Genomic DNA, 20,062 nt, shown 5'->3' on the forward strand with positions numbered 1-20,062 from the left:
TCTTAATCACATCAAGAAGCCCCTAAGCTGCCTAAAATAGTTTCCCGTTACTCTTGGAGAGACTCCCTATGCAAGCACGTTTTCATGCCCCTTGGGCTAAGCTACCCGCTTCACTGCAATCAGCACTTGAACCTATTCTGAGCGCAAACGATTTCCCTGCCATGTTGACAGCGAAGCAAGTGGAAACGGTAAAAAGCATCAGTGGGTTGAATGACAATGCGCTGGCATTCGCGTTGTTGCCGCTGGCTGCCGCGTGTGCGCTGGCGCCAATCTCTCATTTTATGGTTGGTGCTATCGCTCAGGGGAGCAGCGGCAACCTCTATTTTGGCGCCAATATGGAGTTTAGCGGTGTACCGCTACAACAAACCATTCATGCCGAGCAGTGTGCGGTTACTCATGCCTGGTTACGCGGCGAAGCCAGCCTGGTCGCAATTACTGTTAATTACACTCCCTGTGGTCATTGCCGCCAGTTTATGAATGAGCTGAATAGCGGAACCGACCTGCATATCCATTTGCCGGGCCGCCCTGCCGCAACCCTGGGTCACTATTTGCCTGACTCTTTCGGCCCGAAAGATTTGGATATCACCACGCTGCTGATGGATCCGGTGTTTCATGGCTACACCGTAGCTGAAACCGATGCACTGACTCAGGCAGCCCTCGAAGGTGCGAACCACAGTCATGCTCCTTATAGCAATGCTCATAGCGGTGTTGCATTGGAAGCGGCTGATGGTGCTATCTATGTGGGCCGTTATGCAGAAAATGCCGCCTTCAACCCCAGCCTACCACCGCTGCAAGCTGCATTGATCCTGACCAACATTACCGGTGGGGATTGCGCGGCCATTCGCCGTGCGGTGCTAATTGAGGGCAGTAATCCGACACTGACTCAGTGGGATGCCACACTGGCAACACTGGCAGCCTTAGGTTGCGATGATGTAAAACACGTGACATTTTTGCCTAAATAACACCCAACTAATTGGGGGTTACATGGCTAACCCCCAGTTATCACGCTAATCCTACCGATTCCCCTAAATAGCAGTGAAACTCATTCCCGCGTGTACGACCTGATAAGTCATCTGGTATTCCAAGCCATAAGCTGGCCTGAGCGATGCCGATCATAGCACCAAGACCTCGCAACGAATGACGCCTGGTTCCAATAAACTGCTCAGCTAAATCTGCAAGTTAACTCGCACTTTTACCGATTACAGACATATTTAACTAACAAAAGCTGTACATATTCTTCTTATCTTTTAGGATCAGGGCAACAATTGCTATCAATACCCATAGTCATATAAGAGTAAAACTCATGGAACTTGAATACGAAAGTAAGCGCACCCTCTATATCCCCTACGCTGGTCCGATCCTGTTAGAATTCCCTCTCCTTAACAAAGGCAGCGCCTTTACTAATGATGAGCGCAACCACTTTAACTTACACGGATTGTTGCCTGAAGCGGTTGAAACTATTGAAGAACAAGCTGAGCGCGCTTACCGCCAGTATCAAGATTTTAAAAATGACGACGACAAGCATATCTATCTGCGCAACATTCAAGACACCAATGAGACTCTGTTTTACCGCCTGCTGGACGCCCATCTCAGCGAGATGATGCCAATTATCTACACGCCTACCGTTGGCGAGGCTTGTGAACACTTCTCTGATATCTATCGTCGTGCGCGTGGGTTATTTATCTCTTACCCAAACCGTGAACACATTGACGATATGTTACAAAACGCCACTAAACAGAACGTGAAAGTTATCGTGGTAACCGACGGTGAGCGAATTCTCGGCCTTGGCGATCAGGGTATTGGCGGCATGGGGATCCCCATTGGTAAATTGTCGCTGTATACCGCGTGCGGTGGTATCAGTCCAGCCTATACATTGCCGGTAGTGTTAGATGTCGGGACCAACAACCCGCAACGCCTGAATGACCCGCTGTATATGGGATGGCGTCATCCGCGTATTTCCGGTGATGAATATTATGCTTTTGTTGACGAATTCATTCAGGCGGTCAAACGCCGCTGGCCAAATGTGTTGTTGCAGTTTGAAGATTTTGCGCAGAACAATGCCACCCCGCTGCTGAACCGCTACCGTGACGAGCTATGTTGTTTCAATGATGATATTCAGGGCACCGCGGCGGTCACGCTGGGTAGCCTGATTGCTGCCAGCCATGCCGCAGGCAGCCAGTTACGCGACCAAACCGTCACCTTCCTCGGCGCCGGATCAGCAGGTTGCGGTATTGCTGAACAGATCATTGCACAGATGATTTCAGAAGGTTTGAGTGAAGATCAAGCTCGGGCGAGAGTCTTTATGGTTGACCGTTTTGGTCTGTTGACTGACAAACTACCTAACTTATTGGATTTCCAAAGTAAACTGGTGCAAAAGAGTGATTCGCTACAAAGCTGGAATCTGGCCAGTGACTCAATTTCACTGCTGGATGTGGTGCGCAATGCTAAACCGACCGTGCTGATTGGTGTCTCAGGCCAGCCGGGGTTGTTTACTGAAGAGCTGATCCGCGAGATGCACCAGCACTGTCCACGGCCGATTGTAATGCCATTGTCTAACCCGACATCACGGGTTGAAGCACGGCCAGAAGACATTATTAACTGGACCGATGGCGCCGCACTGGTTGCCACGGGCAGCCCATTCTCACCGGTTAGTTATAAGGAGAAGCTGTATCCGATTGCACAATGCAATAACTCTTATATCTTCCCAGGGATTGGTTTGGGTGTGTTGGCATCGGGCGCCCGGCGGGTGACCGACGGTATGTTGATGGCAGCCAGTCGTGCATTGGCTGACTGTTCACCACTAGCATCGAACGGTGAAGGGGCATTGCTGCCGCGTATCGACGATATTCAGGCTGTGTCAAAGAGCATTGCAATGCAGGTGGGCAAAGCGGCGCAGTTGCAAGGTGTCGCCATTGTTACCTCAGAAGAAGCGCTGGCAAAAGCCATTGAGCATAACTATTGGCAGCCGCAGTACCGCACTTATAAGCGCACATCGTTCTAGTTATTATTCGGCCTGTACTTCGGTATGGGCCGAATAACGAATTCCCCTGTAGCTTCAAGGTCGAAGATAATACCCAAAGGCATTGGAGTTACAGCCAGCCGACAAGCCAACAACGCTGTAGCTTCAAGGACGAAGGGTATAAGGCTTGCGCCGCATGCGCAGGTAAAGTAGCCTTGCAAATATGACCAGTAGATTGAATGCATCAAAGGCCTGAGAATGTGGAAACGCCTGATTATTAGCTTGATTACCATCGTAGGGTTGCTGATGGTGACTGCTATTGCGCTCGATCGCTGGATTAGCTGGAAAACAGCCCCCTTTATCTATGATGAGCTACAAGACTTGCCCCACCGGCAGGTCGGTGTGGTCTTGGGTACAGCTAAATATTATCGCACTGGTGGTATTAATCAGTTTTATCAATATCGGATCCAAGGGGCGATAAACGCCTATAACAGTGGCAAAGTCAGTTATTTACTGCTTAGCGGCGATAATGCGCTGCAAAGTTATAATGAGCCGATGACCATGCGCCGCGACCTGATCGCCGCCGGTGTCGCCCCCGCTGATATCGTGCTGGATTACGCGGGCTTCCGTACATTGGACTCCATCGTGCGCACCCGTAAGGTATTCGACACCAACGATTTTATTATCATTACCCAGCGCTTCCACTGCGAACGGGCACTGTTTATCGCCCTCCATATGGGGATTCAGGCGCAGTGTTTTGCCGTCCCGTCCCCCAAAGATATGCTCAATGTGCGAGTGCGTGAGATTTTTGCCCGTCTCGGCGCATTGTCGGATCTCTATATTCTGAAACGCGAACCACGTTTTCTTGGGCCATTAATCCCTATCCCTGCGATACATGTGATCCCCGATGACGCACAAGGTTATCCGGCCGTCTCACCGGAACAATTGGTTGAACTGGAACACCGGCTGGCAGAAGAAAAGCAGAAAAATCCTGCACCAGCACCATGATTTTGAATTAGCTTTTGCTATTGGATTGGGTTTATCAAAGGTCAAGTGAGCTATGAGGCACTAACAACCGAAATCTAATCCGATCCTGTTTTTAATAATACACCCGTCCGGTTAACCCCTTTGCCCCAAGAATGCCCCTACATCACTCTCAACCTCCCCCATCTGCTGTAACAACTGCAAGGTTTCCAGTGCTTCCTCTTCATCCAGCCTGCTCATGGCAAACCCGACATGCACCAACACCCAATGGCCGATTAATGCCAGACTGGCCTGCGAGTCGGCAGCCACCAGCATAATATTCACCGAACGCCGCACACCGCACACATCCACCCAGGCAGTACCGGGCTGAGTTTCATCCAGTGCGACAATTTGACCGGGGATGCCTATACACATAGCCTAGCCTCTGCGTTATTCAATCGCCCAATTTCAGTTAAAAAAAGTAAACTCATTCCACCTCCAGTCGCTTAAGTATGACGCCATCATCAGATGCGCCGATGCGTAAATGGCTCCCGGCACACAATGGGCAACGTATCACTTTGCTACTCAGCAAATTAACCTGCTGCTGGCAATCAAAGCACCACACCTGTGACGGCTGCTGGCTAAGATGCAGCACACAACCTTCCGCCAGCGTGCCTCGGCATACCAACTCAAAACAGAACTCTAACGCCTGCGGTTCGACGCAGGAAAATGCGCCGGTTTCTAACCACACCCCCGTAATTCGCTGCGCGCCATGTAAGCGAGCCTGCTGTTCCATCATGGCAATAGCATGTTGGCACAAGGTTATTTCATGCATGACCGTGCTGCTCCTGTGGCGTATCCCTGACAATAGCGATGCAAAGAAGATGCCAGCCACGCGCTGATTTTCACTTGTTCGAAAAATAATCTAAACAACTAATAAATAACACTATTATTTAGATGTGGCCGCGACCAGATGATTAAGGTGAGCAATCACTGTCGAAGTGTCATTGATGAGCGGCGGTTTCGTCACTAATGTCGACACTTAACCACCGTAATTACGCCATTTTCACTGCCGTTTAAATCTCCGCTATTTACTCCCCCCGCCCCAATGCACAGCAGGCGTGCCTTCACCGCTCTTTTACAGCAGCAGCAGGCGTGCTGGCACAGAATATGCTTTGCAGCTTAGAAATGATTGCTATCAGCCTGACTGTCACCAGATTTTTGTCCCGGAGGGTATGGCTATGAACCGCTTTGTCATTGCGGAGTCGAGGCTTTGTATTGGATGCAATACCTGCATGGCTGCTTGCAGCCAGGTGCATAAAGCCAAGGGTTTACAAGAGCACCCCAGATTGACCGTGATGCGAAATGCCACGGTCACAGCACCGATTCTCTGTCGCCACTGCGAGGATGCATGGTGCGCGCGAGTTTGTCCGGTCAATGCCATCACGTTGACCAATAACGCCGTTGAGTTGGATGAAACCACCTGCATCGGCTGCAAGCTCTGTGGTATCGCCTGCCCGTTTGGCGCAATTACGCCCGCTGGCAGTAAGCCATTAGCCGTGCCGGAGAGCTTTCCTGAATATATTCCGATGACCGAGCTGTCTGATGTGCCATTCAGCCCGGCCAATATGAACCCGTTCCTGGCCTGGACCGCCGGTGTTCGTGCCATTGCGGTGAAGTGTGACTTATGTAGCTTCCAACCACAGGGACCGGAATGTGTACGGGTCTGCCCCACTAACGCACTGATGTTGGTGGATGAACACAGCATCGAGCAAGCCAATCAGGCTAAACGGCTCGCTGCGGCCCGTGGGTTTGCCAACGACCTGCCCTTTATCACCGGGGACAGCTCGCCCACCCTCTCTCACGAGGAGCAGAAAAGATGATGAACTCTCTGGAGCTACTGTGGCTCTCCTTACTGCTCTATCTGGCTGGTGCGCTACTTTCGCTACTTTTGGCTCGCCGGGAAACGCTGGCGATTTATGCCGCTGGGCTGGCTTCATTGCTGGGTGGGGTTGCTGGCTTGTTTGCCGCCGCGCCAACCTTACTGGGGGGCGATATCATTACCTTTATCACCGCCGGACCCTTCCCCTTCGCGGCCTTCAGTCTGCGCCTTGATCCATTGGCGGCCTTTATGCTGATGGTCATCTCACTGCTAGTGGTGGTCACTTCGCTGTATTCACTGGCTTATGTGCAGGAATACAAAGGGCGTGGGGCATGGGGAATGGGGGTATTTATGAACCTGTTCATCGCCTCGATGGTGGCACTGGTGGTGGTGGATAACGCCTTCTACTTTATTATTTTCTTTGAAATGATGTCATTGGCTTCCTACTTCTTGGTAATTTCCGATCAAGACGACGATGCTATCAGCGCCGGCCTACTCTACTTTCTGATTGCCCACGCCGGTTCCGTGTTAATCATGATTGCCTTCTTCTTATTGTACCGCCAGAGCGGCAGCCTGGAATTTTCCGCCTTCCGGCAGGTGCATCCAGAGCCGGTGATGGCTTCCGTTATCTTCCTGCTGGCTTTCTTCGGTTTTGGTGCCAAAGCTGGGATGCTGCCATTACATGGCTGGCTCCCACGCGCCCATCCCGCAGCCCCATCTCATGCCTCGGCCTTGATGTCCGGCGTGATGGTAAAAATTGGTATCTTCGGCATCATCAAGGTTGGTATCGATTTACTCGGTGCCAGCCAAATATGGTGGGGAGTGGTGGTGCTGGCCTTTGGTGCAGTGTCGTCGGTACTGGGAGTGCTGTATGCATTAGCCGAACACGATATCAAACGGCTGCTGGCTTATCACACAGTTGAAAACATCGGCATTATTCTGATGGGCGTTGGGGTTGGCATGATAGGTATCGCGGGCCACCAGCCTATATTGGCCGCCCTTGGCCTACTGGGTGCACTCTACCATCTGCTTAACCATGCAGTATTCAAAGGGTTATTGTTCCTTGGCGCTGGCGCCGTTATCTACCGGGTGCACACCAAAGATATGGAAAAGATGGGTGGGCTGGCAAGGATGATGCCGTATACCGCACTGGCGTTTCTGGTGGGATGTATGGCAATTTCAGCGCTGCCGCCCTTCAATGGTTTTGTCAGTGAATGGTTCACCTATCAATCGTTATTTACTATGACCAAAGATGGTGGATTTATTATTCGTCTGGCCGGACCGATTGCCATCGTCATGCTGGCAATTACCGGCGCGCTGGCGGCCATGTGCTTCGTTAAAGTCTACGGCATTAGCTTCTGCGGCCTGCCGCGCACGGAAAAAGCCGCACAGGCGCGGGAAGTGCCGTGGCCAATGACGGCAGCCATGCTGTTGCTGGCCCTGCTGTGCCTGGCATTGGGGATTGGTGCCACCGAGGTAGCACCGGTGATTGCCCGCATTGCCAGTAGCCTGATAGCGGCCCCTGCGGCACAGACTTTACAGGTTGCACAAGGGCCGCTGTTGTTCCCACAACACAGTTCTCAAGCGATGCTGTCTACCCTCTACATCTTCTTCGGCTTATTAATCCTGCCACTGGTGATTTTACTGATAGCCAGTCTCTACAAAGGCAGTCGTCTGGCATTTCGCCATGGCGGTGACCCATGGGCCTGTGGTTATGCCTACGAACAAGCAATGACCGTCTCCGCCGGTGGTTTTACTCAACCCTTGCGGATGATGTTTGCCCCACTCTATCGAATGCGTAAAACCCTCTCCCCCGCACCGATGATGCAACGTGCTCTTGAGCACTCGATCAGTGGTGCCGGGCGGGTAGAGCCGCTATGGGACGACAAAATTGTGGCCCCGCTTATTCGCCTGATCCAATGGCTCAGCCAGCGTATTCAATGGCTACAACAGGGTGATTTCCGCCTCTACTGTCTGTATGTGGTCGCCGCACTGGTTACCCTGCTGATAATCGCGGCTATTTAAGGAGACGAGCAATGCCAACTACTGATATGCCTGCGGTCTCTATGATTGCCTTCGCCATTGGGCAGGCGCTTTTCATGCTGGCGCTGGCACCATTGATGTCGGGTATTTCGCGCATGGTAAAAGCCCGCATGCACTCACGCCGCGGGCCGGGCGTGCTACAAGACTATCGTGATTTAGCCAAACTGTTAAAACGTCAGGATGTAGCACCGGCGAATGCAGGCATCATCTTCCGTCTGATGCCTTATGTGTTATTAGGCAGCATGTTGCTGATTGCGATGGCGCTGCCCATTTTCACGCTAGCATCGCCATTTGGCGTGGCAGGAGACCTGATAGCCCTGCTTTATCTGTTCGCGCTGTTCCGCTTCTTCTTCTCACTGGCCGGTCTGGATAGCGGCAGCATCTTTGCCGGTATCGGTGCCAGCCGTGAGTTAACCCTTGGTGTGCTGGTGGAACCGACACTGATTCTGTCGCTACTGGTAGTGGGGTTAATCGCCGGTTCGACCAATATCGGCACCATCAGTACTGCACTCTCGACCGGCCACTGGCAATCGCCGACCGCAACCGCGCTGGCGTTACTGGCCTGTGGTTTCGCCGTGTTTATCGAGATGGGCAAAATCCCGTTTGATGTCGCCGAAGCTGAGCAAGAGTTACAAGAAGGGCCGCTAACCGAATACTCAGGTGCCGCGCTGGGTCTGGTCAAATGGGGCATCAGCCTGAAACAAGTGGTGGTGGCACAACTGTTCCTCGCCGTGTTTATCCCGTTCGGCAAGCTGGCAGTACTCACTGGATTTGGCCTGTTGTGGGCGCTACTGGCCTGCATTATCAAGCTGGTGGTGGTGTTTGTACTGGCCTCCATCGTGGAAAACAGTATCGCCCGTGGGCGCTTCCTGTTGACCTCCCGTGTTACCTGGCTGGGGTTTGGTGTTGCTGCCTTGTCCCTGGTTTTCTATCTCACAGGTCTTTAAGGAGCTAATAAACCCATCATGGAGAACATGGCTCTTATGAATATCGCCCTAATGAACATCGCCCTTGCGACCATTCTGGTCCCATTTGCCGGTGCCATCCTCACGGCCTGCTTGCCACAGCAATGGGCAAAATGGTCCTGTACTTTCTTTTCACTACTGGCAACTCTCGGAACCCTGTTGCTGGCCTATATCTACTTAAGTGGCGGGAAGATTGATGTCACGGTTGATCTAATTCACTACGGCGATATGGCGCTGTTTGGCCTGACTATCGACCGCATCAGTACCTTGATTGCTTTCGCCGTCGTCTTTCTTGGGCTGCTGGTCAGTATCTATTCCACCGGTTATCTGACCCTGGGTAATCGCGAGCATCCGCACGAAGGCACTAACCGCTACTACGCCCTGTTGCTGGTATTTATCGGTGCAATGGCCGGGTTGGTATTGTCATCCACTCTGCTGGGTCAGTTGTTCTTCTTTGAAATCACCGGCGGTTGTTCGTGGGGATTAATTGGTTACTACCAGAGTCAGAAGTCACTGCGCTCGGCACTCAAAGCGCTGCTGGTAACCCATGTTGCGGCTATCGGCCTGTATCTGGCGGCCGCGGTGTTACTGGTTAATACCGGCACCTTTGCCCTAACGGCACTGGCGCAATTAGACAACAGCACCAAAATCATAGTGTTCGGCGGCATCCTGTTTGCCGCTTGGGGGAAATCCGCCCAGTTGCCACTGCATATCTGGTTACCGGATGCGATGGAAGCCCCGACGCCGGTCAGTTCATACCTGCACGCCGCCTCGATGGTCAAAGTGGGGGTTTATATCTTTGCCCGCGCTATTTATTCCGCTGGCGATGTACCCCAAATAATTGGCACCGTGGGCATGGTGATGGCAGTGATTACGCTGATCTATGGCTTCTTTATGTATCTGCCACAAAAAGATATGAAGCGGCTGCTGGCCTACTCCACCATCACCCAGTTGTCTTACATCTTCTTCGCTCTGTCGTTGGCTATCTATGGCTCAAAAATGGCCTTTGATGGCGGCATTGCCTACATCTTTAACCATGCGTTTGCCAAGAGTCTGTTCTTCTTAGTGGCAGGTGCGCTGAGCTATAGCTGCGGTACTCGTATGTTACCCAAACTCAAAGGCATCATGGGCAAAATGCCACTACTGGGCGTGGGGTTCTGTGTCGCTGCACTGGCAATCACTGGGGTGCCACCTTTTAATGGCTTCTTCAGCAAATTCCCTATTTTTGCCGCTGGCTTCTCGCTCTCTCACGAACATTGGCTACTGATACCTCTGCTGGTGCTGGCACTACTTGAATCGGTAGCGAGCTTTGGCTGGTTCCTCTACTGGTTCGGGCAAACCGTACCCGGTAAACCATCACCAGAGGTCGCCTGCGCCAAACCGCTGCCACTGGCGATGCAGGGGGTATTGGTGATTCTGGTGATTATGTCGGTGTGCTCAAGCTTTATTGCTGTCGCCTGGCTCGGATAAGGGAGTAGAAAATGACCGGAACACTTCTTGTCAATAATTTGGTCGTAAATAACCTCGCAGGGCTGCTGATCATTACCTCACTACTGGTAATCATCGCCAAGAAACCCGCCACTTCGGCGCTGCTTTATGCCTTGCAGTCACTGGTACTGGTGCTGATTTTTCTGGTACTGGCTGAAACCTTGGGTGCCCACGAGCTGTACCTGTGGTCGCTGAGTGCCTTTGTCACCAAAGTGGTGCTGGTGCCGTGGATTATGTATCGCGCTTTTCGCCAAATGGACGATCCCAAAGCCAATGGCGGCATCATTGGTACCGCCAGCCTGATTTTTATCGCCGCCATCATTATCTTGCTGAGCTACTTCGTGGTTGAACCGGTGCAACTGCCCATGGTCAGCGCACTGAAACCGGCGCTGGCCGTCTCATTGGGGCATTTCCTGATTGGCCTGCTGTGTATCGTCACCCAACGCAATATTCTGAAAAATATCTTTGGCTATTGCCTGATGGAGAACGGGGCTCATCTGATGCTGGCGCTGCTGGCCTTCCGCGCACCGGAATTGGTCGAGATTGGCGTTGCCACCGATGCCATCTTCGCGGTGATTGTGATGACGCTCATGGCGCGCAAGATTTACCGCACGCTGCACACGCTGGATGTTAAACAACTGACGGCGCTAAAGGGGTAATGAAATGAGTAATACTGACCTGCTGTTGTTGCTGCTGGCGATACCTCTAATAGCCTCATTGCTCGCGTTCGCTTGCCGGGCGTTAGGCAGTGCCGCACGGATGGCAACCACTTGGGTGCATTTTACCGGCATCACTGTGTTGCTAGTGGTGGCGCTGACGGTAGTGTGTCGGGTTGCGCTGGGCGGGGAGATTCTGGCGGCGCATAATTGGCTGCATATCGATAGTCTCAGCGCGCTGTTCCTCGCTATTCTGGGCATTATCGGCTTTATCACCGGTCTCTATTCCCTTGGCTATATGCGCCATGAAGTGAATAATGGCGAAATCACAGTTGGCACGCTGTGCAACTACTACGGTTTCTTCCATCTGTTCCTGTTCACCATGCTGTTGGTGGTCACCAGTAATAACCTGATCCTGATGTGGGTTGGTATTGAAGCCACTACCCTCAGCTCAGCCTTTTTGGTGGGATTATACGGGCAGCGCTCCTCACTGGAGGCGGCGTGGAAGTACATTATTATCTGTACCGTCGGTGTGGCATTCGGGTTGTACGGCACAGTGCTGGTATATGCCAATGCCGCGAATGTGCTGGCAGATCCGGGCAGTGCTATCTTCTGGACCGTGGTTTCTGAACACGCTAAAGAGTTGGACCCCAGCCTGATGCATCTGGCGTTTGTCTTTATCCTGATTGGCTTCGGTACCAAAACCGGGCTGTTCCCAATGCATTCGTGGCTACCGGATGCCCACAGTGAAGCTCCTAGCCCCACCAGCGCCCTGTTATCCGCCGTACTGCTTAACTGCGCCCTGCTGGTTATCATCCGTTACTACATCATTATCAGCGCCGCCATCGGGCCACATTTCCCACAAATGCTGCTGTTGGTGTTCGGCATGATGTCGGTTGCGGTATCCGCCTTCTTTATTCTGGCTCAGCGCGATATGAAGCGTTTACTGGCCTATTCCAGCGTCGAGAATATGGGGTTAATTGCGGTTGCGCTGGGCATTGGCGGCCCGCTAGGTGTGCTGGCAGCACTGTTCCACACCTTGAATCACAGCCTGGCTAAGACCTTGCTGTTCTGTGGTTCCGGCAATGTGTTATTGAAATACGGCACGCGGGATATGGGCGCGATTAAAGGCATTATCCGCGTCGCACCGCTGACTGCGGTGTTACTGGCTGGTGGCGCATTAGCGCTGGCCGGGATGCCGCCGTTTAACGTATTTATCAGTGAGTTTATGGTGGTGGCTGCCGCGATTGACGCCGGCCATATTTGGCTGGTTATCGCCCTGCTCTTGCTACTAACACTGGTACTGGCCGGATTGGTACGCATGATAGCCAACACCGTGTTGGGAACACCACCGGCAGCGGTCAGCAAAGGCGAACTGGGTATTCTGACCACCGCGCCGATGGCGATACTGTTGCTGTTGATGCTGTTGCTTGGCGTGCATATTCCGGCTCCAGTGACCCGTTTATTGACCGATGCGGCCCAGATTGTTCTCAATAACGATGGCAGTGAGCCAACCCAGCAACAATTTATGCTGCCGTGGCAGCACCTCTCTCCACCGCAACCCGTAACTCAGCCCATTCCATCCGTTGCACAGAGCCATAGTGCGGTGCAACTAACCCCGAATCGTCAGGAGATGTAACGTGACTCGCGAAACCCCTATTTCAGCTATTCCGGGTTCAGGTCAGCCGGTGTCAAGCCATCCACACAGCGGTGAAAAGCTGGGTGCAGCCTATGTAGCCCGCCTGCGTGAACAATTTCCTGCGGCGATTTTAGATGAAGAGTGGCAAACCCCTGATCAACTGACCATTACCATCAAACTAAATAGCCTGCCCGATGTGGTAGAGCACCTTTATTATCAACAAGGTGGCTGGTTGTCGGTGCTGTTTGGTAATGATGAACGCAGCCTGAATGGCTATTTTGCCATTTACTATGTGCTGTCGATGGAAGGCCGTGAACAATATGGCGAAGAGACCGGTAAGCAGTATGGCGATAAGTGCTGGGTGATTGTCAAAGCACTTATCAGCCCCGAACGACCGGAGTTCCCGTCAGTCACACCTCGGGTACCTGCCGCCGTCTGGGGCGAGCGAGAAGTACGCGATATGTATGGTCTGCAACCGGTTGGTCTGCCTGATGAGCGCCGTTTAGTGCTGCCCGATGATTGGCCAGATGACCTCTATCCGTTGCGTAAAGACACCATGGACTATCGCCAGCGCCCCACGCCCACCAGCGATACAGAAACCTATCAGTTTGAAAACGAAGCAGGCAGCAGTAGCCGGGTGGTGCCTATTGGCCCAATGCATATTACCTCTGACGAACCGGGTCACTTCCGGCTGTTTGTCGACGGCGAAGATATTATTGATGCCGATTACCGCCTATTTTATGTCCATCGTGGCATGGAGAAACTGGCCGAAACTCGCATGGGTTACAACGACGTCACCTTCCTGTCAGATCGCATCTGCGGCATCTGTGGCTTCACCCACAGCGTGGCCTACACCTCTTCCATTGAAAATGCTTTGGGCATTATCGTGCCGCCACGGGCACAGATGATCCGCACCATTTTGCTTGAAGTAGAGCGGCTGCACAGCCATCTGCTCAATATCGGTTTGTCTTGTCACTTTGTTGGTTTCGATACCGGTTTTATGCAGTTCTTCCGCGTGCGTGAAAAAGCGATGACGATTGCTGAGATGCTCACTGGCGCACGTAAAACCTACGGTCTGAATCTGATTGGTGGCGTACGCCGCGATATCCTGAAAGCGGATCGCATCAAAACGCTGCAATTGGTCTCGGAGATGCGTGCCGATATCGGCCAGTTAGTGGATATGTTGATGAGCACCGCCAATATCGAACAACGTACCGTGGGGGTGGGCCTGCTGGATCGCAAAATCGCCCGCGATTTCAGTCCGGTCGGCCCAATGATCCGCGCCAGTGGCTATGCGCGTGATATGCGCCATGACCACAGCTACGCCAACTATGCCAATGTGCCCAAAGAGTTGTTTACCCTTGATGGCTGCGATGTCCACTCCCGCCTGCTGGTGCGGGTGCGCGAGTTCTTTGACTCGCTGGTGATGATTGAATATGGCCTGAACCATATGCCTGGCGGGCCGCTGCTGGAAGAAAAAGTCAATTACCAACCTTACAAGTTCGCCCTCGGGTTCTCGGAAGCACCACGTGGCGAAGATGTGCATTGGAGCATGACCGGCGACAACCAGAAGCTATTCCGCTGGCGCTGCCGTGCGGCAACTTACGCCAATTGGCCGGTGCTGCGTTATATGTTGCGCGGCAATACCGTCTCCGATGCGCCCCTGATTATCGGCAGCCTCGATCCCTGCTACTCCTGTACTGACCGGGTCACTCTGGTGGATGTGCGCAAGCAAAAATCCGTCACTGTGCCGTACAAAGAGATCGAGCGTTATGGCATTGAGCGCACCCATTCGCCGCTCAAATAGAGGGATGAAGAATGTTAAAACTGTTTAAAACCATCCTGAAAGTGGGCGACACCACGGTGAAATACCCGTTTAAGCCGCTTGAGGTCAGCCACGGTTTTCGCGGCAAACCGCAATATGATGCCGAGCAATGTATCGCCTGTGGCGCTTGTACCATGGCCTGCCCTGCCAATGCACTAACCATGGAAACCGATCTTGCTAGTGGCACTCGTCAGTGGCAGTTATTTCTCGGGCGTTGCATTTTTTGTGGCCGCTGTGAGGAGGTCTGCCCGACCCGCGCCATTGTGTTATCACAAGAGTTTGAACTGGCCGTCTTCAACAAAGCGGATTTGTATCAGCGCGCCAGTTTTACCCTTGCCCATTGCCAGCAATGCCAGCAACCCTTTGCACCGAAAAAAGAAGTGGATTATGTCATGGCACTGCTGATTCATTCCGGGATGGCGGCCGAGGATGTCGAGCAGCAGCGGCCACATTTTGAAACTTGCCCTGAGTGTAAGCGCAAACAGAATATCGTTATTAATAACAACGTCATGCTGGATCAGCATAGCGAAGGGAGGGGCAAGCTATGAGCCAACCACATTCATTAAAACCGGGCTGGGGGCACCATGTTAGTCAACCGATCGCACTTGATCCCTCGGTTGCCCAGTTAAAAAGTAAATTATTGAAAGATATCAAGCGCTCCGCCTATGTCTATCGGGTGGATTGTGGTGGCTGCAACGGCTGTGAGATTGAGATTTTCTCCTCAATCACCCCACTGTTCGACACCGAGCGCTTTGGTATCAAAGTAGTCGCCTCCCCCCGCCACGCGGATATTTTGCTGTTTACCGGTGCGGTTACTCGCGCCATGCGCACACCGGCACTGCGCGCTTATGAATCGGCACCGGACCCAAAAATCTGCGTCTCTTACGGCGCGTGTGGTTGTGGTGGTGGCATCTTCCATGACCTGTACTGTGTCTGGGGTGGCAGCGATACCATCGTACCGATTGATGTGTACATTCCCGGTTGCCCGCCGACCCCAGCCGCAACCATCTATGGTTTTGCCGTGGCATTGGGTCTGCTGGAGCAAAAACTGAAAGGCGAAGAGCATCAGGAGAGTGCCGATGAACGCGTCGCGCTGATTCACCCCGATGCACCGCTCAATCTGCGAGTGCTGTTGGAGCGTGAAGCGCGCCGTATGGCCGGCTATCGCCAGGGGCGGGAAATCACCGACAGTTTCTTGTCGCTGCTGGCCAATCAGCCATTACCGGAATTTGAACAGCGCTGCCAGAACTACCTGCGCCAACAAGATGATCCGCGTCTGAGCGAGATATTCGCCAGCTTGCAACACATTGCCCTGATACAATTGGCGGGAGGCAAAGCTGATGTCCGCTAAGGTTATTTTCTATGCACTGAATCAGAAATTCCTCGACAGTGATGACGATATGCCCGAGCAAGCACAACAAGTGATGTATTACTCACTGGCTATCGGCCACCATGTGGGGGTGATTGATTGCTTAAAAGCCATCATGGAATGCCCGCTGGCAGAATATGAACAATGGTTTGGTCAGTTGCCCGCCGGCGAGGCTCACCGCAAGATGGCCGGTTTACTGAAGTTTGGTGAAATCACCATCGACAGTACCCATACCCAGTTATTGGCAAAAGCCTTCGCACCACTGGCTGAAAACTCCGCCTCACTCCACCAGCCATGGAGCCAACAACTGCTGCAAACCCTGTACGATATCGAGCAGGAACCTGCCATCTATTTAATGGTGAAACGCCGCCCATGAACATGCCACATCCCCCCGCCACTCACACCACCGCCCTCAATCTGGTGTTAACCGTTGGCAACAGCATGATGGGCGATGACGGCGCAGGCCCACTACTGGCTGAACGCATGACACAACAACCACTGATTGACTGGCAGGTGATTGACGGTGGTTCGGCACCGGAAAATGTGGTGCATCGTATTCGCGCATTGCAACCGACGCGATTAGTTATTGTCGATGCTGCCGATATGGAGCTGCCGCCGGGTGAGATTCGCATCATTGACCCTGAGCGAATTGCCGAAATGTTTATCATGAGCACCCATAATTTACCGCTCAACTTTCTAATTGATCAGTTAAAGGAAGATATTAGCGAAGTCATTTTTGTAGGGATTCAACCCACCTTAGTAGCGTTTTACTTCCCAATGACCGAGCCAGTAAAACAGGCGGTAGAAACGGTGTATCAACAACTGCCACACTGGCAAGGTGACGGTGGTTTCGCGCATTTATAGCGAAATGACGGCATGCCGTCGTCAAATTTGCCGACGTCATGCCAGCCGACAGTTTCCTGTTAACCTCCCCGCCCACATCAGCATCCACTAATCCTTTATAAAACAATCACATTTATTCACTTTTACCTGACCACTTCAAGTTGGCATAAACCATGCAGTATGTAAGGTAATGAGCCAGATTAGCTGTTCTAAACGTGAATCTGCCAGATCTATCAATTTATCCCCAATAGATTTCAAGGTGCAGGAAGGCGGTAAGCGAGTGAGTCCCGATGAGCTTACTCAAGTAAGTGATTCGGGTAAGCAAGTGCAGCCAACACACCTGCAACTTGAAAGATGAAGATATTTATCCCCAATAGATTTCAAGGTGCAGGAAGGCGGTAAGCGAGTGAGTCCCGATGAGCTTACTCAAGTAAGTGATTCGGGCGAACGAGTGCAGCCAACACATCTGCAACTTGAAAGATGAAGATATTTATCCCCAATAGATTTCAAGGTGCAGGAAGGCGGCAAGCGAGTGAGTCCCGATGAGCTTACTCAAGTAAGTGATTCGGGTAAGCAAGTGCAGCCAACACATCTGCAACTTGAAAGATGAAGGGGAAGGAGAGAACACAATGAACCGGTTCATAATCGCAGACCCCAAAAAGTGTATTGGCTGCCGCACCTGTGAGGTGGCCTGCGTGCTGGCACACAACGGTGGCAAGCTGGACACGCTAACTAAAGCCAATTTCGCGCCTCGGCTGAAGGTGGTTAAAGGGCTAAATGTCAGTACCGCCATTATGTGTCGGCACTGTGAAGATGCCCCTTGTGCCAATGTTTGCCCGAACGGCGCAATTGTTCGGGCAGCGGACAGTATTCAAGTGTTGCAGGAAAAATGCATTGGCTGCAAAACCTGTGTCGTTGCCTGCCCGTATGGTGCGATGAGCGTCGTGACCAAACAGGTCGAAGTGATGTTTAACGGCCTCTCACAAGGATTCTGCCTGAAAGCCGAAGCACAGAAATGTGACTTGTGCGAAGGGCAAGCCGCCGGCCCGGCGTGTATCTCCGTTTGCCCAACGCAGGCGCTGCACATGATTGGCCGCGACACCATGCAGGCCATGCTGCGCAAAAAACAGATGCGCGCTGCTTTGGATGAAGCCAACGAAATGAGCTTTTAGTCAATAAGGCTGCGGCTCCAAGAACGAAGGGTAATTATTATGAAAAAAGCATTAACGGTCTGCCCGTACTGTGGCTCCGGCTGCAAAATCAATTTGCTGGTTGAGAATGGCAAAGTGGTTGGCGCTGAAGGCGCAAATGGCGTCACCAATCAGGGTGAGTTGTGTCTGAAAGGCTACTATGGTTGGGACTTTCTCAATGACACCAAATTGCTAACTCCGCGCCTTAAACAGCCGATGATCCGTCGCCAAAAAGGCGGCAAGCTGGAGGCGGTATCCTGGGATGAAGCGATTGAGTTTGCTAGCAGTAAACTGCGAGCAATCAAAGAAAAATATGGCCCGGAAGCCATTATGCATACCGGTTCATCCCGTGGCCCAGGCAATGAAACCAACTATGTGATGCAGAAATTTGCCCGTGCGGTTACCGGCAGCAACAACATTGACTGCTGCGCCCGTGTTTGCCACGGCCCGTCGGTCGCCGGGCTGCAAGTGACATTGGGTAATGGCGCGATGAGTAATTCAATCTGCGAGATTGAAGATACCAAATGTATTTTAGTGTTTGGCTACAACGCCGCTGACTCCCATCCGATCGTGGCCCGCCGTATTCTGAAAGCCAAAGAAAAAGGCGCGAAAGTGATTGTCTGCGATCCACGCCATATCGAAACGGCGCGTATTGCAGATCTCTGGTTGCCCCTGAAAAACGGCTCCAATATGGCACTGGTGAATGCCTTTGCCAATGTGTTGATCACTGAAGAGCTGTACGATAAAGATTATGTCTCCCGCTATACCGAGGGCTTCGACGAGTACCGTGAAATCGTCGCCAAATACACCCCGGAATATGTCGAAAGCATTACTGGCCTGCCGGCGAAATCAATTCGTGAAGCCATGCGTATCTATGCCGCCGCCCCTTCAGCCACCATCTTGTGGGGGATGGGTGTCACTCAGTGGGGCCAGGGCGTAGATGTCGTGAAAGGGTTGTCAGGACTGGCACTGTTAACCGGTAATCTGGGGCGCCCGAATGTCGGTGTTGGTCCGGTACGCGGGCAAAACAACGTGCAGGGTGCCTGCGATATGGGCGCATTGCCAAATATGTATCCGGGTTATCAATCTGTGACCGATCCCGCCACACTGGAAAAATTTGCCAAAGCCTGGGGGGTACCATCCCTGTCCGATAAAGTCGGTTACTCGCTGACCGATGTTCCACATAAAGTGAAAGAGGGGAAAATTAAAGCCAACTACGTGATGGGCGAAGATCCACTCCAGACCGAACCGGATTTGTCCATGATGCGTGAAGCCTTCAGCGAATTAGAACTGCTGATTGTGCAAGATATCTTTATGACTAAAACCGCAGCCGAGGCGGATGTTATCTTCCCCGCCACCTCGTGGGGTGAACATGAAGGGGTCTATTCTGCGGCAGACCGTGGTTTCCAGCGGTTTGAAAAAGCGGTTGAACCACAAGGTGATGTAAAACCAGATTGGGAAATTATTAGTCTGATGGCGACCGCACTCGGCTATCCGATGAAATATAACAATACCAAAGAGATTTGGGATGAACTGCGTGAGTTATGCCCGCTGTACTATGGCGCAACCTACGAAAAAATGGCTGGTTTGGGCTATATCCCGTGGCCATGTACCACTGAAGATAGCCCCGGTACACCCTGGTTATATGCCGGTAATAAGTTTGACCGCCCTGGCGGCAAAGGGTTGTTATTTGCCAGTGAATGGCGTGCGCCAATGGAACTGGTGGATGAGCAATATCCGTTGGTGTTGTGTACCGTGCGTGAGGTCGGCCACTACTCCTGCCGTTCGATGACTGGCAACTGTTCCGCACTGCAAACGCTGGCCGATGAACCGGGTTATGTACAAATCAGCCCGCAGGATGCAGATAAAATGCGCTTGCAGGATCAACAACTGGTATGGGTTGAATCGCGTCGTGGTAAAGTTATCACGCGGGTCTCAGTCAGTGAACGCATTAATATCGGTGCGGTATATATGACCTACCAGTGGTGGATTGGTGCCTGTAATGAGCTGACGCTGGACCATCTGGATCCGATTTCCAAAACACCGGAATATAAATATTGCGCGGTGAAGCTGGAAGCCATCCCAGATCAGACGTGGGCAGAAAACTATGTGCAACAGGAATACAGTCAGTTGAAGGCGCGGTTACGTAGAGAAGCCGAAGTGGGGTGATCGGTTAACGGCTACTGCGCTTTGCCATTCTGGGTTTACGCAGTGCTCGCCACCGTCATGTACTTATATGT

General features: G+C 52.3%; 18 protein-coding genes. 16 read left to right on the top strand and 2 right to left on the bottom strand.

The features are described from left to right. The first annotated feature begins 68 nt into the window (after positions 1–68). The 3 genes from A6J66_009010 (at position 69) to A6J66_009020 (ending at position 3,967) form a co-directional block, all read left to right on the top strand. Positions 69–962, top strand: coding sequence for a cytidine deaminase (locus A6J66_009010; protein ID PNM24320.1), 894 nt, complete (start codon positions 69–71; stop codon positions 960–962). Between the two features lie 341 nt (positions 963–1,303). After that, entirely contained in the window at positions 1,304–3,001 is a 1,698-nt protein-coding gene (locus A6J66_009015; protein ID PNM24321.1) for an NAD-dependent malic enzyme, read from the top strand. A 216-nt stretch (positions 3,002–3,217) separates the two neighbouring features. Next, positions 3,218–3,967, top strand: a complete 750-nt coding sequence (locus A6J66_009020) for a vancomycin high temperature exclusion protein (GenBank protein PNM24322.1) — start codon at positions 3,218–3,220, stop codon at positions 3,965–3,967. Positions 3,968–4,078: 111 nt separating this feature from the next. On the opposite strand, the gene hypC is transcribed toward A6J66_009020, so the two are convergent. Together hypC and hypA are read right to left on the bottom strand one after the other, a co-directional pair. Next, positions 4,079–4,357, bottom strand: a complete 279-nt coding sequence (gene hypC, locus A6J66_009025; GenBank protein ID PNM24323.1) for a HypC/HybG/HupF family hydrogenase formation chaperone — start codon at positions 4,355–4,357, stop codon at positions 4,079–4,081. A 52-nt stretch (positions 4,358–4,409) separates the two neighbouring features. Continuing rightward, a complete protein-coding gene (gene hypA / locus A6J66_009030) occupies positions 4,410–4,757 on the bottom strand; it encodes a hydrogenase maturation nickel metallochaperone HypA (protein ID PNM24324.1) in 348 nt (115 codons plus the stop codon). A gap of 406 nt (positions 4,758–5,163) precedes the next feature. Between hypA and A6J66_009035 the strand changes: the two genes are divergently transcribed. The 13 genes from A6J66_009035 to A6J66_009095 all read left to right on the top strand — a co-directional run bounded on the left by A6J66_009035 (position 5,164) and on the right by A6J66_009095 (position 19,991). Then, positions 5,164–5,805 (top strand): electron transporter, encoded by a 642-nt coding sequence (locus A6J66_009035; GenBank protein PNM24325.1) that lies wholly within the window; start codon positions 5,164–5,166, stop codon positions 5,803–5,805. Continuing rightward, on the top strand, positions 5,802–7,829 hold the full coding sequence (locus A6J66_009040) for a hydrogenase 4 subunit B (GenBank protein PNM24326.1): 2,028 nt from the start codon (positions 5,802–5,804) through the stop codon (positions 7,827–7,829). Before A6J66_009035 ends, A6J66_009040 begins: the two co-directional genes overlap by 4 nt. A gap of 11 nt (positions 7,830–7,840) precedes the next feature. Then, positions 7,841–8,794 (top strand): hydrogenase 3 membrane subunit, encoded by a 954-nt coding sequence (gene hycD / locus A6J66_009045; GenBank protein ID PNM24327.1) that lies wholly within the window; start codon positions 7,841–7,843, stop codon positions 8,792–8,794. A gap of 18 nt (positions 8,795–8,812) precedes the next feature. Further along, positions 8,813–10,282, top strand: coding sequence for a hydrogenase 4 subunit D (locus A6J66_009050; protein ID PNM24328.1), 1,470 nt, complete (start codon positions 8,813–8,815; stop codon positions 10,280–10,282). Between the two features lie 11 nt (positions 10,283–10,293). Beyond that, a complete protein-coding gene (gene hyfE, locus A6J66_009055) occupies positions 10,294–10,959 on the top strand; it encodes a hydrogenase 4 membrane subunit (GenBank protein PNM24329.1) in 666 nt (221 codons plus the stop codon). A gap of 4 nt (positions 10,960–10,963) precedes the next feature. Further along, positions 10,964–12,595 (top strand): hydrogenase 4 subunit F, encoded by a 1,632-nt coding sequence (locus A6J66_009060; protein PNM24330.1) that lies wholly within the window; start codon positions 10,964–10,966, stop codon positions 12,593–12,595. 1 nt (position 12,596) lies between these two features. Then, complete coding sequence (hycE, locus tag A6J66_009065; protein ID PNM24331.1) at positions 12,597–14,402, top strand: hydrogenase large subunit; 1,806 nt, start codon at positions 12,597–12,599, stop codon at positions 14,400–14,402. Positions 14,403–14,413: 11 nt separating this feature from the next. Beyond that, the gene (locus A6J66_009070) at positions 14,414–14,968 is read left to right on the top strand and encodes a hydrogenase 4 subunit H (protein PNM24332.1); all 555 of its coding nucleotides are present in this window, start codon (positions 14,414–14,416) and stop codon (positions 14,966–14,968) included. Then, the gene (locus tag A6J66_009075) at positions 14,965–15,771 is read left to right on the top strand and encodes an NADH-quinone oxidoreductase subunit NuoB (protein ID PNM24333.1); all 807 of its coding nucleotides are present in this window, start codon (positions 14,965–14,967) and stop codon (positions 15,769–15,771) included. Before A6J66_009070 ends, A6J66_009075 begins: the two co-directional genes overlap by 4 nt. Beyond that, positions 15,761–16,165 carry a formate hydrogenlyase maturation protein HycH gene (locus A6J66_009080; protein PNM24334.1) on the top strand — a complete coding sequence of 135 codons (405 nt, stop codon included), beginning with the start codon at positions 15,761–15,763 and terminating at the stop codon, positions 16,163–16,165. Before A6J66_009075 ends, A6J66_009080 begins: the two co-directional genes overlap by 11 nt. A gap of 2 nt (positions 16,166–16,167) precedes the next feature. After that, entirely contained in the window at positions 16,168–16,653 is a 486-nt protein-coding gene (locus A6J66_009085; protein ID PNM26954.1) for a hydrogenase maturation peptidase HycI, read from the top strand. A 608-nt stretch (positions 16,654–17,261) separates the two neighbouring features. Continuing rightward, positions 17,262–17,804 (top strand): 4Fe-4S dicluster domain-containing protein, encoded by a 543-nt coding sequence (locus tag A6J66_009090; GenBank protein PNM24335.1) that lies wholly within the window; start codon positions 17,262–17,264, stop codon positions 17,802–17,804. A 39-nt stretch (positions 17,805–17,843) separates the two neighbouring features. Beyond that, positions 17,844–19,991 carry a formate dehydrogenase subunit alpha gene (locus A6J66_009095; protein PNM24336.1) on the top strand — a complete coding sequence of 716 codons (2,148 nt, stop codon included), beginning with the start codon at positions 17,844–17,846 and terminating at the stop codon, positions 19,989–19,991. The last annotated feature ends 71 nt before the right edge of the window (positions 19,992–20,062 follow it).

Source organism: Yersinia enterocolitica (assembly GCA_002082245.2).
In the GTDB taxonomy this organism is placed as follows: domain Bacteria; phylum Pseudomonadota; class Gammaproteobacteria; order Enterobacterales; family Enterobacteriaceae; genus Yersinia; species Yersinia enterocolitica_E.